We start from the raw sequence: 14,659 nt of genomic DNA, 5'->3' as shown, positions 1-14,659 counted from the left end.
GGGCCGCTTCCGTCATCCGGTCCCGCCGGCGGCGGTAGCGTAGCGCCCATGCCCTCACCCTCGAACCCTCTCGGCCGCGCCCGCCAGAACGTCATCTACCGAGCGGGGATCTCCGGGATCACGCCGAAGGTGCCGACCGAGGCGGGCCGCCTGGAGGCCGCGGCGAGGCGTTCGCTGCTGCGGCGCCCGGGCGGCCGCCGGGCGTGGGCGTACATCTACGGCGGCGCGGGCTCGGGCGCCACGATGGACGCCAACCGCGAGGCGTTTGACCGCCGCCGGATCGTCCCTCGGATGCTGCGGGACACCTCCGAGCGTGACCTCTCGGTGGAACTGTTCGGCCGACGGCTGCCCGCACCGGTCCTGGTCGCCCCGATCGGCGCGGCCGGGCTCATCACCCGCGACGCCGACCTCGACGTGGGAGCGGCGGCCTCGGAGCGTGGCCTGCCCTACATCCTGTCCTCGCAGGGTTCCTCGCCGATGGAGGCGACTGCCGCCGCGATGGACGAAGCGTCGTCTACGGGCTCCGCCTCCCGGTGGTTCCAGCTGTACTGGAGCAAGGACGAGGCGCTGGTCGACAGCTTCATCGCCCGCGCGGAGGCCATCGATGCCGGCGCCCTGGTGGTGACGCTGGATACGACGCTGCTGGGGTGGCGTCCGTGGGACCTCGACCTGGGCTCGCTGCCGTTCACGCGTGGGGTCGGCATCGCCCAGTACACCTCGGATCCGCGGTTCGCCGAGCTCGTCGCCGAGCGGGTGGCCGCCGACGTGGAGGACGAACCGGTGACGGTGACGCCGCAGGCGGTGCGGACGATGCTAGAGATGGCCCGGAACCGCCCGGGCCGGCTCCTCGACAACCTCCGCGCCCCCGAGACCCGCGCCGCGGTCCAGACCTTCCTCGACACGTTCTCCAACCCCGCGCTCAGTTGGGATCACCTCGCCACGCTGCGCGAGCGGACGCGACTGCCGATCGTGCTCAAGGGCGTCCTGCACCCGGACGACGCACAGCGCGCGTTTGATACCGGCGTCGACGCGGTCATGGTCTCCAATCACGGAGGGCGGCAGGTCGACGGGTCCATCGGCACCCTCGACGCACTGGTCCGGATCCGCGAGGCGGTCGGTTCCGAGCCCACCGTTCTGCTCGACTCGGGCATACGCGGTGGCGCGGACGTCATCAAGGCGATGGCCTGCGGCGCCGACGCCGTCACCCTGGGCCGACCGCACCTCTACGGACTCGCCATCGCGGGACGGCGCGGAGTCGGTGAGGTCCTCGACAACCTGCTCGCCGAGATCGACCTGACGCTGTCCCTGAGCGGCATGAGTTCGTGGGACGAGATCGATGGGTCGCTTCTGAGCTGAGGCGTTCCTCACGTTCCTGTGGGATGTCTCACAGATTGGCCCGGCCAGGCTGTACCGGGTCGAATCGGTGCGACGATGTCCCGTAGGCTCAGCCGGAAGTTCTCCCGGCAGTCAAGGCGGCACCCCCGTCTGCTCCCGGGGGAGACGCCGCCACGGCGGACGAGGTACGGGCCACCCTTTTACCCTGCACCGCCTCGTGAGCTCCGATCGGTCGATCGTTGACTGGAGCGCTCGGGCCCGAGCACGTCTCGGGACCCGGGAGAAAAATAGATACGTCTCGCAGAGATGAACGTCGGAGCCGGTGCGCAGCACCGGCTCGTTCACAACGCTGTCAAAGGAAACCCTAATGGCCTCGAGCCTTGAAGAGATCCCAGATATGACCCCGGACACTGACGTCCGGGATGCCGCGGAGGCCCCCTCGGTGATCGGTGTGGTCGCGGAGGTCAATCCTGCGGAGAACCGCGTCGCGGCCACCCCCGCGACCGTGGCCAAGCTGATCGGCCTGGGGTACCGGGTCGTCGTGGAGTCCGGTGCCGGCACGCGCGCCGAGTTCGCCGACGCCTCCTATATCGAGTCCGGTGCGGAGCTGGTCGACGGTGACACGGCCTGGTCGAGCGATGTCGTGATGAAGGTCGCCGTCCCCACCGAGGTCGAGGTCGGACGACTTCGTTCCGGCGCGACGCTGGTGAGCCTTCTGGCCCCCGCGCAGAACGAGCGTCTGCTCACCCTGCTGACCGAGCGTGGCGTGACCGCGCTGGCCATGGATGCGGTGCCGCGTATCTCGCGTGCCCAGTCGATGGACGTGCTGTCGTCGATGGCCAACATCGCCGGCTACCGTGCCGTGATCGAGGCCGCCCACCACTTCGGCCGTTTCTTCACCGGCCAGGTCACCGCCGCGGGCAAGGTCCCGCCGGCCAAGGTCCTCGTCGCGGGTGCCGGTGTCGCCGGCCTGGCTGCCATCGGTGCGGCCTCGAGCCTCGGCGCGATCGTGCGTGCGACCGACCCGCGGCCCGAGGTCGCGGATCAGGTCAAGTCGATCGGTGGCGAGTACCTGCCGGTCGAGGTTCCGGACGAGGAGAAAGAGGTCTCCTCCGACGGCTATGCCAAGGCCACCAGTGAGGCCTACGACCGCGCCGCCGCCGATCTGTACACGACGCAGGCCGCGGACGTGGACATCATCATCACCACGGCCCTGATCCCGGGCCGGGCGGCCCCGCGCCTGATCACCGCCGCGGATGTGGCCTCGATGAAGCGTGGATCGGTCATCGTCGACATGGCCGCTGCCCAGGGCGGGAACGTCGAGGGCAGTGTCGCCGACGAGGTCGTGGTGACCGAGAACGGCGTCACGATCATCGGTTACACCGACCTGGCGGGGCGTCTGCCGGCGCAGGCTTCGCAGCTGTACGGCACGAACCTGGTCAACCTGACCAAGCTCGTTACTCCGGAGAAGGACGGCGTCTGGGCGCTGGACATGGAGGACGTCGTCCAGCGCGGCGTCACTGTCACCAAGGGTGGCGAGCTCATGTGGCCGCCGCCCCCCGTGCAGGTCAGCGCCGCCCCGGCCCCTGCGGCTGCGGCGACGCCCGCAGAGGCTGCCGAAGAGAAGAAGAAGATGTCGTCGGGCGCCAAGATGGGCCTGATCGGCCTGGGCATGGCGCTGCTGCTGGTGCTGATCGCGATCGCCCCGGGCGATATGCCGCAGCACATCACGGTGTTCGTGCTGGCGATCGTGATCGGCTACTACGTCATCGGCAACGTGCACCACGCGTTGCACACCCCGCTGATGTCGGTCACCAACGCGATCTCCGGCGTGATCGTCGTCGGCGCCCTTTTGCAGGTGGGCATCGACAATTCCGTCGGCCTGGCCCTGGCCGCCATCGCGATCCTCGTCGCGTCCATCAACGTCTTCGGCGGTTTCGCCGTGACCCGTCGCATGCTCGGCATGTTCTCGAAGGGAGCCTGAGACCATGTCACTCGTGACCGCCGCCAACGCGGCCTACCTCGTCGCAGCGCTGCTGTTCATTCTGTCCCTGGCAGGCCTGTCCAAGCATGAGACCGCCCGTCGCGGACTGACCTTCGGTATCGCCGGCATGGCCATCGCCCTGGTGGCCACCGTCGTCCTGGTCCTCGATCACCAGCCCGCCACGATCGGCATCGCCCTCATGGCCGTCGCCGTTATCGTCGGTGCCGGGATCGGCCTGATGCGCGCGCGCAGCGTGCAGATGACCGAGATGCCCGAGCTCATCGCTCTCCTGCATTCGTTCGTCGGTCTGGCCGCCGTGCTGGTGGGCTGGAACGGTTACCTCGAGCCCGAGCTCCACGGTGAGCTGACCGGATCCTTGCTGGGCATCCACCACGCCGAGGTGTTCATCGGTGTGTTCATCGGCGCCGTGACCTTCACCGGCTCGATCGTGGCCTACCTCAAGCTCTCGGCCAAGATGAAGTCCGCGCCGCTGGTGCTGCCCGGTAAGAACCTGATCAACGCCGGAATCATCGTGGCGTTCATCGTGCTGACGGTGTGGTTCGTGATCACGCCGGCGCTGTGGATGCTCGTCGTCGTCACCATCCTCGCCCTGGCGCTGGGCTGGCACCTGGTGGCCTCCATCGGCGGCGGCGACATGCCCGTCGTGGTGTCGATGCTCAACTCGTACTCCGGCTGGGCGGCAGCGGCCACCGGCTTCCTGCTCGGCAACGACCTGCTGATCGTGACCGGCGCGCTCGTCGGCTCCTCGGGTGCCTACCTGTCCTACATCATGTGCAAGGCGATGAACCGCTCGTTCTTCTCCGTCATCATGGGTGGCTTCGGTATCGAGGCCTCCTCCGGTGAGGGCAAGGACCACGGCGAGCACACCGAGATCGATGTGGCCGGCGCGGCCGAGATGCTCGCGAATGCGAACTCGGTGATCATCGCGCCGGGCTACGGCATGGCCGTGGCCCAGGCCCAGTACCCCGTGGCCGACCTGACCCGCACCCTGCGGGACCGCGGCGTGGACGTGCGCTTCGCCGTCCACCCGGTCGCCGGTCGTCTGCCCGGGCACATGAACGTGCTGCTGGCCGAGGCCAAGGTGCCGTATGACATCGTGCTCGAGCTCGACGAGATCAACGACGACTTCGCCGATACCGACGTCGTGCTGGTCATCGGCGCCAACGACACGGTCAACCCCGACGCCGCCGAGGACCCGGGCAGCCCGATCGCCGGCATGCCCGTGCTGCACGTGTGGGAGGCCTCGAACGTCATCGTGTTCAAGCGCTCCATGGCCGCCGGTTACGCCGGTGTCCAGAACCCGCTGTTCTTCCGCGACAACACCGACATGCTGTTCGGTGACGCCAAGGACCGCGTCGGCGACATCCTGACCGCCGTCAAGGAGCAGCAGGGCGCGAACGCCTGACGCTCGCGTGCGCGGCGCGACCGATTGGCGCGTGAGCTCCCGCCGGTCTCATCGATAAGAGGGTTTCGACCACATCGTGCGAGTAGATGTGGTCGAAACCCTCTTGTCGATGGTGGGGGTCACCGCGCTTATCGCGTCGGCGCGGACCCCGGAGCGCCATCCGCCTGACCGTTCCGGGCAGAGCCCGACCGAGGCGGCGTCAGGGCCGCGTGGCTGGCACCCCGGTTGCCGTGACGGCCGCGCTGTTGGGCGCCGGCGCGGCCGCATCGCGCTTGCGCCGCACGTAGATCTGCTTGCGCACCCGCGCCACGACCTGGCCGTTGTCGTCGGTCAGGTCGGTGCTGAACCACCGCAGTACCTTCTGGCCGCCGGCGGCCGCGTCGCGGATCTCGGCAACGTGCTCGGCGGTTACCTCGAACTCCGCGTGGACAGCAGTGCGCCCGGGGGAGACGAAGTCGATCTCACCGGCGACGTCCCACACCACGTACTCCGATCCCAGGCGTCGCATCAGCAGGAACATCCAGAACGGGTCGGACATGGAGAACAGTGAGCCGCCGAACGCCGTGCCGACGTAGTTGGTGTTCCACGGCCGGCGGTTCAGCCGCACGCGAGCCCGGCTGAAGTCCGGGGCGATGTGCTCGACGCGGACGCCCGCCGCAAGATAGGGCGGCCAGAGGCTCATCCCGATCTGCATCCCCCGCGCAGAGGACAGTGCCCGCTTGATGGGTCCGACCTGCTGTGACATGCCTACTCCGTTCCCTTGGGGCAGATCGATGGGTCCGCCCTGTCGCATCTTTACTATGGCATAGAGCATAGTGCGTAGAATGCAGTGCATGCCCACAGGGAGATCGAGTACGCCGGAGGCCGGGCGGGGGCGTCGAGGTGCGACGCGCGAGAAGATGATCCGCACCGCCGCGGTCTTGTTGCGGGAGAACGGGGTGGCGGGGACGACCATCGACAAGGTCCTGGCGGCCAGCGGCGCGCCTCGGGGGTCCGTGTACCACCACTTTCCCGGCGGACGCGCGCAACTGCTGTCGGAGGCGGTCGAGCTCGCGACAGAATCGATCATCGAGCTCGCCGGGGCGGCGGGGGAGGGCGATCCGGCTGTCGCGCTGGACGCATTCGTCGCGCTCTGGCGCGAACAGTTGCTCGCGAGCGACTACCGCGCGGGATGTCCGGTGCTCGCCGTGGTGGTGGACGCCGATCCGGCGCTGCCCGAGCTGACCGAGCAGGCGGGGGAGGCGTTTGGGCGGTGGCAGTCGGTGTTGGCGCGGATGTTGGGGGAGAGAGGTATGACGACGACGTCGGCGGATCGCCTCGCCCTGCAGTCGCTGTGCATTCTCGAAGGGGCGGTGGCCGTGTCGCGGGCGCGTCGGGAGATCAGCCCGCTCGATGAGGCCGCGCAGGCCATCCGGGCGCTGTACGAGGCCGAAGTGGATCGCGCCGGGGTCACCTCCTGACCGGAGCGGCGAGTTTCACGTGGAACTCGGCGGTCCGGGGCGGTGTAGTGCGGGCAGCAATTCCTGCTCGGCCAGCTCGAGGAACGGGCCTTGGTCCGCGGCCACGTGGTGGAGGTAGATCTCGTCGACGCCCAGGTCCTCGTACCGGCGCAGTCGCGAGACCAGCTCGGGCACCGAGTCGGTGACGATCACGCCCTCGGCGATCTTGTCGTCGGGGACGTAGCGCCCGGCCGCGTCGAACTGCTTCGGCGTGGCGAGGTCGGCGGGGAGCGGATCGTCGAGCGCATGGTTCTGCCACTGCTCACGCGCGATACCACGGGCCTCCTCGAGCGTGGGCGCTATCGACAGGTGGATCTGCACCGCCGTCGGCCCGCTCCCGCCGGCGTCGCGGTACGCCCGCAGCACCCGGTCGGTCTCGTCGAGTCCCTGGTTGATCGTGATGAGGCCGTCCGCCCAGCCGGCCGCGCGCTCGGCGGTGGCCGGCGTGAGCGCGGGTCCGAGGAGAGCCGGCGGCGACTCCGGCAGGGAGTAGATCCGGGCGCGGTCCACCTCCACGAGGCCGTGATGGGTGACCTCCTCGCCGCGGTGGAGCCGACGGATCACATCCACGCACTCCTCGAGCCGAGCCTGGCGGGCCGGTTTGTCGACCCACTTGTCGCCTGTGATGTGCTCGTTCATGTTCTGCCCGGTGCCCAGGGCCAGCCAGAAGCGGCCCGGGAACATCTGCGCCAGCGTGGCCGCGGCCTGGGCGACCACCGCGGGGTGGTAGCGCTGGCCGGGGGCGCACACCGTGCCGAACCGCAGCCCGGTGGTGGCCAGCGCGGCCCCGAGCCACGCCCACGAGAACCCGGATTCGCCCTGCGCCGCGGACCACGGCGCGAAGTGGTCCGAGCACATCGCCATCCGGAATCCCGCGCGCTCCGCCCGCTGCACGTCCTCGAGAAGTTGCCCGGGAGAGATCTGCTCGTGGGAGGCGTGGAACCCGTAGTCAGTCATTGGCCAGCCTCCTCCGCGGTGCGGAGCGCGTCGGCGGCCCGGACGAGCCCCATGTGGCTGAACGCCTGCGGGAAGTTGCCCGCCATCCGCCCGGATTCCGGGTCGTACTCCTCGGCGAGCAGGCCCAGGTCGCCCGCGCACGCCAGGACCGTGTCCATGAGCGCTGCGGCATCGGCCACCCGCCCGCTGCCGGCGTACTGCTCGACCAGCCAGAAGGTGCACATCACGAACGGGTACTCGCCGCCCTCGAGCCCGTCGATGCCGGTATCGGTGCGATAGCGGAAGACGAAGCCCTCGTCGGTGACCAGATCCTGTTCGATCCGCTCGACGGTGCGCAGCATCCGCGGGTCGTCGTATGCCAGGTACCCGGTGTGCGGTAACTGCAGGAGCGAGGCGTCGACCTCGGTGTTGTCATAGGTCTGGGTGTAGATGCCCAGTTCGCGGTTGTAGCCGTGCGCATCGATTTCGGTGGCCAGGCGCTCGCGCAGTTCGCGCCACCTGGCGACGGGCCCGGTGTAGCCGTACTCCTCCACGGCGCGGACGCCCCGATCGAAGGCCGCCCACAGCATGGTGCGGCCGTGGGTGAAATGGTGGGTGCCCCCGCGCATCTCCCACACGCCGTGGTCCTCGCGGTCGACGTTGGTCTCGGCGTAGCGCAGCAGACCCTTCTGCAGGCCCCACGTGTAGTCGTCGTCCTCCACCCCGGCGGCCCGGAGCTCGTGCAGGGCGATCATCACCTCGCCCACCACGTCGGCCTGGTACTGCTCGGCGGCCGCGTTGCCCACCCGCACGGGTCGGGATCCTTCGTACCCCGCGAGGTGGTCCAGTTCGCGTTCGATCAGCTCGCGCTCGCCGCCGAGCCCGTACATGATCCGAACGTCCTCCACGTCGCCGGCGACCGCCCGCAGCAGCCAGTCCCGCCAGAGTTTGGCGCCCTTGGTGAGCCCGTGGGAGGCGGCCACCTCGAGCGTGAACGCGGCGTCGCGCAGCCAGGTGAAGCGGTAGTCCCAGTTGCGGGTGCCGCCGAAGTGCTCGGGCAGTGACGTGGTGGGTGCGGCGATGATCCCGCCGGTCTCGTGATGGGTCAGGGCCCGCAGCACCAGGAGGGAACGCACCACGTGCTCGCGGTGCCGGCCGCTGACCTGCAGCTGGTCCGACCACCGTTCCCAGAACTCGACGGTGGACCTAAGCGTCTCGTCGGTGTCCGGGTGTGGGGGCGGGTCCTGGTAGGAGGGGAACCACGACATGTCCCAGTCGAGCACCTCGCCGGCGGTCAGCGAGAACCGGCCCACGAGCCGGTCGGCCCGGCAGCCGGTCCGGGTGTCCTCCTCCTCGTCCGGCCAGTGAAGCTCCGGCCCGGTGACGATCAACCCGTCCGGGCCGGCGATGGCCAGCAGGGCCCGTTCGCCGCCGTCGTCCAGGTCGACAGCGCGCGTCCATGGGGTGGCCCGGGCGTAGTCGAAGCGCATGCGCAGGTCGTGCTCGATGTCCACCTCGCCGTCGTCGCACTCCACCCGTCGCACCAGGTCGCCGCTGCCGGCGGCGCGGGGCAGGAAGTCGGTCACCCGCACCGTGCCGCCCGGGGCGCGCCACGTGGTCTCCAGGACGAACGTGCCGGGGAGGTACCGGCGCCCGGTCACCTCACCGTCGACCGCGGTGAGCGACCACCGTCCGTCCTCGGCGTTGCCGAGTAGGGCCGAGAACACGGACGGGGAGTCGAAACGGGGCAGACACAGCCAGTCGATGCTGCCGTCGCGGGAGACGAGCGCGGCGGTGTTCAGGTCCGACAGCAGCGCGTACTGCTCGAGCGGCGTGGACACCGGCTGCTAGAAGATCGGCTTGCCGCCGGTCACACCGAGCACGGTGCCGGAGACGTAGCTGGCGTCGGAGGGCGAGGCGAGGAACACGTAGGCGCCCGCGCACTCGCCGGGCTGGCCGGCCCGCCCCAGCGGGGTGTCGCCGCCGAACTTCTCGAGCTTCTCGCCGTCCTGGGTGGCTGGCTGCAGCGGCGTCCAGATGGGTCCGGGCGCCACCGCGTTGACGCGGATGCCCCGCTCGCCCAGCTCGTTGGCGAGGTTCACGGTGAGGTTGTTCAGGGCGGCCTTGGTGGAGGCGTAGTCCAGCAGCGGCGGGGCCGGCTGGTAGGCCTGGATGGACGTGGTGTTGATGATCGAGGAGCCCTCGCCGAGGAACTCGAGGGCCTCCTGGCTGGCCCAGAAGGTGGCGTAGAGGTTGGTCTTCATGACCCGGTCGAGGTTCTCGGTATCCAGCGTCTCGAGGCCGGCGCCGCGCGCGTGCTGGTAGCCGGCATTGTTGACCAGCACGTCCAGCCCGCCGAGCTGAGCGGCGGCGTCGCGGACCATCTTCCGGCACTCCTGTTCGTCCCGGACGTCGGCGGGCAGCAGGACTGACTTGCGACCGGCCTTCTCCACCCACGCCGCGGTCTCCTCGGCGTCGGGCTGTTCGACCGGCAGGTAGCCGATCGCCACGTCCGCACCCTCGCGGGCGAACGCGATGGCGGCAGCGCGGCCGATCCCCGAGTCGCCGCCGGTGATGAGCGCGCGCAGCCCCTCGAGCCGTCCGGAACCGCGGTAGCTCTGTTCACCGTGGTCCGGCTGCGGTCTCATCTCGCCGGTCAGGCCGGGGGGCTCCTGCTCCTGCGCGGGGAAACCGCCCTCTGCGTTGGTCAGTTCTCTGGCATTCCGTGCGATATCGCTCGTGGTGCTCATGTCCCGACCGTAGGGAAGGATCAGGCGTGGCCCCACCGGTCGGCGTCCGCGGTGGTCGATGTCGCGGGACTGACAACGACGACGACGCCGTGCGTTCCGCGGCGGTTCGGTCAGCTGTGGCCCGGGCCCCCGCTCACTCCTGGTGCAGCGCGTCCGTGCACCGCAGCCGAAGCTTCTCCAGTTACTCGCCCTGCTCCCGGGCGCGGGTGGCCAGTTCCTCGAGGGTGGCCCGGGGGAGTCGCGGGTCGGCCAGAGTCACTGAGGCCTGATCACAGAAGCGAGAATCCTGCCGGTAGTCCAGATCGACCAGTGAGGGCCAGCACCATCTTTATGCGGTCGGACGGGGACGCAATGTCGGTGAGAAGTCCCACACAGTAGGCCGCGGCCTCGGTGTGTGCATGTGGGACCGGCTGCTGAGATGCCGACGCGAGGTCGATTCCGTGGACGGTCAGTTCGAATGCACGGGTGGGGAGGTAGTCCATGAGTGTCATCGTCCCGACAGGGGTGGCGACCAGTGCATTATCGGGGCTGGCATCGACCACGGCGGTCACGCGTTGAGCGATGTCGAGCGCGGAGTTGATCGGATTCTCTCCCAGCGCGGCCCCGGCGTCCCGGCCCCGCGCGATGACCTCGGTAGGGTCGGCGAGCCCGCCAGTAGCGGCGGCGTGAAAGTACGCCGCCGGGCTTGCCAGGTCCGGTGCTGACGTGCCGGCCGAAGACCGGAGATAGGACTCGGTGGTGAGAAATGCCCGGGTGGTGTGACCGAGGAGAGCCCGTAGGTCCCAGTCACCCAATCCGGGACGCGTGAGATCGGTGGAGCGGAGGCCTTCGGTGACATGGGTGAATCCCTCGGCCGCCAGATCGAACCACGTTCGATGCATCATCGGGCAAGTCTTCCTGCCGCATATCGTGGTAGTCAATGCTCACAGCGCTATCGGGAGGCCATCTCCGCGCGCTCGACAGTTTCACCGCGCCAGCAGCCCCTTGGCGCGGTTCGGTCAGCTGTGGCCGGGCCCCCGCTCAGTCCTGGTGCAGCGCGTCCGTGCACCGCAGCCGGAGTTTCTCCAGTTGCTCGCCCTGCTCCCGGGCGCGGGTGGCCAGTTCCTCGAGGGTGGCCCGGGGGAGTCGCGGATCGGCGATGTCGATCAGCGACTTCCACCCGAGTTCCTTGCCGGTCACGGCCAGCGTCAGCGCCTCGAGCTCCAGCAGATCACTGAGCGGGGACCGCTCGGCGAGCCGCTGGTTGGGCTTGAGCTGACCGACCTTCTCCGCCGCGCGGGCGGGCAGGTCCTTGAAGGTGGAGGGCGAGGTGCCTACCAGGGTCATCAGGTCTTCGAGGGACCGCTTGTCCTCCTCTGTCTGGTTCCCGAGCCGGGAGACCACCTCGCGGACGTGTGCGTCGTCGTGACTCTCGGCGACGCGACGGAACAGGTCGACACCCGCGGCCGCCCCGGCGTGGTGGTCCTGCATGTACGTGTGCAGCATCTCGGTGGCCATGCCGTGACGGTACGACCGTCACAGGCGCCGTCAACCGGTGCGGGCGGGATTTCTGATGCGGGCTGCGCCGCCGGCGAGTCCTGATTTGGCGGCGATGGTGGCCTCGTACCTTCGGGTACACCCATGCGGGGCGATTCGGGATCCGCCATCGTCGCTGTGCCACAGGGTGGTTTATAGAGTTATGAAACGCCGTCACTTCGGGTCTAGTGTGTACTGATACAGATTGCGGGCGGGAGGGTCTTCTGGTGGCTGATCGGATCGGGACGTTGTTGAGCCGTTCGGGTGACGGTGGCGAGGAGGTGCTCATCGTCAGCTCGCGGGAGCGTGCGGACTCGGTTCCGTCGCCGGGACGAGCTGGACTGGTCAATCCGGGTGGAGTCGACGGACTCGGAGAACATCATTGAGCGGAACCCGAAGCGAAAGCCGAAGCCGGCTCCGAAGCCGGCACGCCAGTCCTCACGTCCTCGTGGACAGCGGGTGGCGTACGTGCGGGTGTCGGCTGCCGATCAGAATGTGGCGCGTCAGCTCGAGGCGGTGGGGGAGTGCGATCAGGTCTATGTCGAGAAGCAGTCCGCACGCTCTCGCGCGGACCGGGTGAAGCTCGCCGAGTGCATCAGGTACCTCCGAGACGGTGACGAGCTGGTTGTTGCCTCGATGGACCGCCTCGCTCGATCTCTGGTCGATTTGAAGCAGATCGTGGGCGAGATCACCGCGAAGGGTGCGAGTGTGGAGTTCGTCCACGAGCGGGCCACCTATTCCGCTGGTGCTCAAGATCCTCGCGCCGATCTGATGCTCTCGCTACTCGGGGCGTTCGCCGAGTTCGAGCGAGCCATCATTCGGGAACGCCAGGCCGAGGGCATCGCCATCGCCAAGGCAAAGGGCAAGTACAAGGGACGCAAACGCGTCCTGACCGACGAGCAGGTCGCCAAAGCCCACGCACGCGTCGAGGCGGGGGAGGGGCCGTCGGCGATCGCCCGAGATCTCGGAGTGGGTCGTTCAACCCTGTACAGGGCACTCCAGCGCTACGCTGCGAATATCGAAGCGTGACTCCGTTTGCGCTGTTTAAGACTCTGCCGACCGGGGCGGTTGATAGTTGAGGTGTTGGCCAGAGATGAGGAGTACCTGGTGCATGGGGATCATGCTGAACGGGGCACCTACTTCGCATGGTCGCCAAAAGTAGTGCTGACTGTGCAGCGCTTTCCCCTTTGTCACTGAAGGCAGACAGGTATGACCGCGAACCACAATCCGATTCCTGCTATAGACCTCACGCGCGCGCCCCTTCGGAGAGATGGCCGCCGAACGTCTTGTCGCCGCGGTCTCAGCTCATGGTGATCTAGCCGAAGACCACTACCTTGAGCTAAAGGGGCCACCAGATCTCGGTTCAAAGACCGCTATAGCCAAGGTGGCAAAGTTCATCCTTGGTGCCGCCAACCGGTTGCCTGCCCGTGCCGCCGAAGCCTTCGGAGGGTACGCCGTCATGATCGTCGGTATTACCGAAAATGGCGTCGAGGGTGTGCCTCCGATGGAAAAACTTGAGCTTTCGAAGGTGATCCAGCGATACCTCGGTGCGGCTGGTCCCCGGTGGGACATCGTGCGTGTCCCGCTGCAGGACACGCCCAATCAGGTTCTGATCTTTATCGTTGACCCTCCACAGAAGGGGCAACCCCCCTTCGCTTGCCGAGCCAATGGTGAAGGCCTCCAAGACGGCCGCATCTACTTCCGGGGAGATGGGGAAACGCGTGAAGCGACCGCCGACGAGCTAGATCTCTTGCTGGCGCGCGGAGCTGCAAACTCGCCGGCGCCGGTCGACCTCGAGGTCGCTGTCAAAGGCGCAGTCGTACCTCTCACTGTTGACGAGGCCACCCTGAACGAGCTGGTTGAGAAGGTGCGCCGACGCTTGCTCGATGCACTCCCGGTGCCGGAGCCTAAGGAGCCCTGGGAAACTGGTTTGGCAGCAGGGGCTGCCAGCTACTTGAGCGCAGCAATGGGTTCCGCTTCCCTGTCGCGACTGCGGGCAGATCAATCAGCCGTAAATCGGATTGCGGGTATAGCCGCTACCGAGGACCCGGAGAGCCGTTCCGAAGACGAGTACAGAGCCGAAATCGATGCCTGGGGGGAGCGCTTTCGCCGAGCTTGGGCAGATGCCGTAGAGCTGTTCGCCGCGCACTCTCTGCCTGCGATCGAAGTAGCAGTAGTCAATAAGACCCAGACGTTTCTGCACGACGTTGAAGTGAAGATCCATCTCGACGAACCTGTTCTGGTTGTGGAAGCTCTGGGAGATGAAGACCGGCCGGGGTGGGACGACCTGCAGCTACCCTCTCCGCCTCGGAAATGGGGACCTGTCAAGCGAGAACTCCGTTTCGGTCCGGCGTACTCAGCTGACCTCGTCAACCCATCGTCGTTCGTGACCGATCCTTACTCGCCTTCCGACGTTGAATGGACGACGTCTGAGACGGTCAGCGCCGAGGTCGCCGTGGGGGATCTCCGGCCGAAGGCCACGTTCCAGACCTGCGACGGTGACGTCGTCCTTCTCGTGAAGGGCCATGCTCCTGAACAAATTCGAGGGACTTGGACCGCAACCGTGCGCGGATACAACGAGGTGTTCACGGGCGAAGTGGTGTTGAAGACCGCCGAGCGCACCTATCTCACGGGTTTGGTTCGAGAGTTCTTCGACCTGGGGAAAGTTAGTCGACGGTCGACTGGCGGATAGGGATCTGTCGCAGATGACCGAGTTCAACGCGACTCGCTTGCGCGACATGTCTGCCAGACGACCTGCCTGGGGCGGAGTCTTCCAGTCAAGCCGCTTTCGGTTCGTCGTAATAGAGGATCGTCAAACACGACTCTGGTGTGTTGCCCTCCCAGTGGTGGCTGGGAGGGCAACACTACGGAGTTCTAGATTTGCGTGACGTGCACGCCGGGGCGACGTTCGGACCAGGGCATTGCAGTCTCGAGCTGCGATGCCAGCTGCAGCAGCATTGATTCTGAGCACATTGGCCCGGCGAGCTGCATTCCGATGGGGAGGCCGGCGCGAGATTGGGCCAAGGGCAGGCTGATTGCCGGTGTTCCGGTCGTGTTGAACAGCGGGGTGAAGGAGAATGCTTCGAAAATCCGCCGTGTCCAGCCGAGGGCATCGAGGTTGGCGTCTGCGTCCAGGTTGAACCGCCCCAGGTTTCCCGCCGCTCCTATGTGGGTTGAAGCTCTCGGTTGAGAGCGGCGTAGTAGCTCTGCTCGA

13 protein-coding genes are annotated in these 14,659 nt (G+C 67.7%); 6 read left to right on the top strand and 7 right to left on the bottom strand.

Annotated elements, in window-relative coordinates; genetic code table 11:
* Positions 1 to 48 precede the first annotated feature (48 nt).
* From K3888_RS07410 to pntB, 3 genes are all read left to right on the top strand, one after another.
* A complete protein-coding gene (locus K3888_RS07410; RefSeq protein WP_230929618.1) occupies positions 49 to 1,356 on the top strand; it encodes an alpha-hydroxy-acid oxidizing protein in 1,308 nt (435 codons plus the stop codon).
* 376 nt (positions 1,357 to 1,732) lie between these two features.
* A complete protein-coding gene (locus K3888_RS07405) occupies positions 1,733 to 3,319 on the top strand; it encodes a Re/Si-specific NAD(P)(+) transhydrogenase subunit alpha (protein WP_230929617.1) in 1,587 nt (528 codons plus the stop codon).
* Positions 3,320 to 3,323: 4 nt separating this feature from the next.
* Positions 3,324 to 4,745, top strand: coding sequence for a Re/Si-specific NAD(P)(+) transhydrogenase subunit beta (gene pntB / locus K3888_RS07400; protein ID WP_230929616.1), 1,422 nt, complete (start codon positions 3,324 to 3,326; stop codon positions 4,743 to 4,745).
* Positions 4,746 to 4,944: 199 nt separating this feature from the next.
* Here pntB and K3888_RS07395 read toward each other — a convergent pair whose 3' ends face one another.
* Positions 4,945 to 5,490 carry a DUF4442 domain-containing protein gene (locus K3888_RS07395; protein WP_230929615.1) on the bottom strand — a complete coding sequence of 182 codons (546 nt, stop codon included), beginning with the start codon at positions 5,488 to 5,490 and terminating at the stop codon, positions 4,945 to 4,947.
* 88 nt (positions 5,491 to 5,578) lie between these two features.
* Between K3888_RS07395 and K3888_RS07390 the strand changes: the two genes are divergently transcribed.
* Positions 5,579 to 6,205, top strand: a complete 627-nt coding sequence (locus tag K3888_RS07390; protein WP_230929614.1) for a TetR/AcrR family transcriptional regulator — start codon at positions 5,579 to 5,581, stop codon at positions 6,203 to 6,205.
* A gap of 15 nt (positions 6,206 to 6,220) precedes the next feature.
* On the opposite strand, the gene K3888_RS07385 is transcribed toward K3888_RS07390, so the two are convergent.
* From K3888_RS07385 to K3888_RS07365, 5 genes are all read right to left on the bottom strand, one after another.
* Positions 6,221 to 7,201, bottom strand: coding sequence for a TIGR03885 family FMN-dependent LLM class oxidoreductase (locus K3888_RS07385; protein WP_230929613.1), 981 nt, complete (start codon positions 7,199 to 7,201; stop codon positions 6,221 to 6,223).
* A complete protein-coding gene (locus K3888_RS07380) occupies positions 7,198 to 9,021 on the bottom strand; it encodes a glycoside hydrolase family 15 protein (RefSeq protein WP_230929612.1) in 1,824 nt (607 codons plus the stop codon). Before K3888_RS07380 ends, K3888_RS07385 begins: the two co-directional genes overlap by 4 nt.
* Before the next feature lie 6 nt (positions 9,022 to 9,027).
* Positions 9,028 to 9,930 carry an SDR family oxidoreductase gene (locus K3888_RS07375; protein ID WP_230929611.1) on the bottom strand — a complete coding sequence of 301 codons (903 nt, stop codon included), beginning with the start codon at positions 9,928 to 9,930 and terminating at the stop codon, positions 9,028 to 9,030.
* A 269-nt stretch (positions 9,931 to 10,199) separates the two neighbouring features.
* Positions 10,200 to 10,814 carry a maleylpyruvate isomerase N-terminal domain-containing protein gene (locus K3888_RS07370; protein ID WP_230929610.1) on the bottom strand — a complete coding sequence of 205 codons (615 nt, stop codon included), beginning with the start codon at positions 10,812 to 10,814 and terminating at the stop codon, positions 10,200 to 10,202.
* A 136-nt stretch (positions 10,815 to 10,950) separates the two neighbouring features.
* Complete coding sequence (locus K3888_RS07365; protein ID WP_230929609.1) at positions 10,951 to 11,427, bottom strand: hypothetical protein; 477 nt, start codon at positions 11,425 to 11,427, stop codon at positions 10,951 to 10,953.
* 477 nt (positions 11,428 to 11,904) lie between these two features.
* Between K3888_RS07365 and K3888_RS07360 the strand changes: the two genes are divergently transcribed.
* Positions 11,905 to 12,474, top strand: a complete 570-nt coding sequence (locus K3888_RS07360) for a recombinase family protein (RefSeq protein WP_372459543.1) — start codon at positions 11,905 to 11,907, stop codon at positions 12,472 to 12,474.
* Positions 12,475 to 12,715: 241 nt separating this feature from the next.
* Positions 12,716 to 14,137 carry a hypothetical protein gene (locus tag K3888_RS07355; protein ID WP_230929608.1) on the top strand — a complete coding sequence of 474 codons (1,422 nt, stop codon included), beginning with the start codon at positions 12,716 to 12,718 and terminating at the stop codon, positions 14,135 to 14,137.
* A gap of 182 nt (positions 14,138 to 14,319) precedes the next feature.
* On the opposite strand, the gene K3888_RS07350 is transcribed toward K3888_RS07355, so the two are convergent.
* Positions 14,320 to 14,659 (bottom strand): amidase family protein (locus tag K3888_RS07350; RefSeq protein ID WP_269074928.1); only part of this gene is annotated, 340 nt, incomplete at its 5' end.

Origin of the sequence: Dietzia aurantiaca (assembly GCF_021033825.1) — a bacterium.
Taxonomy (GTDB): domain Bacteria; phylum Actinomycetota; class Actinomycetes; order Mycobacteriales; family Mycobacteriaceae; genus Dietzia; species Dietzia aurantiaca.
This window is presented reverse-complemented; position numbering and strand designations above follow the sequence as displayed.

Coding starts and splice junctions, on each gene's coding strand:
- K3888_RS07410 (WP_230929618.1), top strand. CDS start 49: ATGCCCTCACCCTCGAACCCTCTCGGCCGCGCCCGCCAGAACGTCATC.
- K3888_RS07405 (WP_230929617.1), top strand. CDS start 1,733: ATGACCCCGGACACTGACGTCCGGGATGCCGCGGAGGCCCCCTCGGTG.
- pntB (WP_230929616.1), top strand. CDS start 3,324: ATGTCACTCGTGACCGCCGCCAACGCGGCCTACCTCGTCGCAGCGCTG.
- K3888_RS07395 (WP_230929615.1), bottom strand. CDS start 5,490: ATGTCACAGCAGGTCGGACCCATCAAGCGGGCACTGTCCTCTGCGCGG.
- K3888_RS07390 (WP_230929614.1), top strand. CDS start 5,579: ATGCCCACAGGGAGATCGAGTACGCCGGAGGCCGGGCGGGGGCGTCGA.
- K3888_RS07385 (WP_230929613.1), bottom strand. CDS start 7,201: ATGACTGACTACGGGTTCCACGCCTCCCACGAGCAGATCTCTCCCGGG.
- K3888_RS07375 (WP_230929611.1), bottom strand. CDS start 9,930: ATGAGCACCACGAGCGATATCGCACGGAATGCCAGAGAACTGACCAAC.
- K3888_RS07370 (WP_230929610.1), bottom strand. CDS start 10,814: ATGATGCATCGAACGTGGTTCGATCTGGCGGCCGAGGGATTCACCCAT.
- K3888_RS07365 (WP_230929609.1), bottom strand. CDS start 11,427: ATGGCCACCGAGATGCTGCACACGTACATGCAGGACCACCACGCCGGG.
- K3888_RS07355 (WP_230929608.1), top strand. CDS start 12,716: ATGGCCGCCGAACGTCTTGTCGCCGCGGTCTCAGCTCATGGTGATCTA.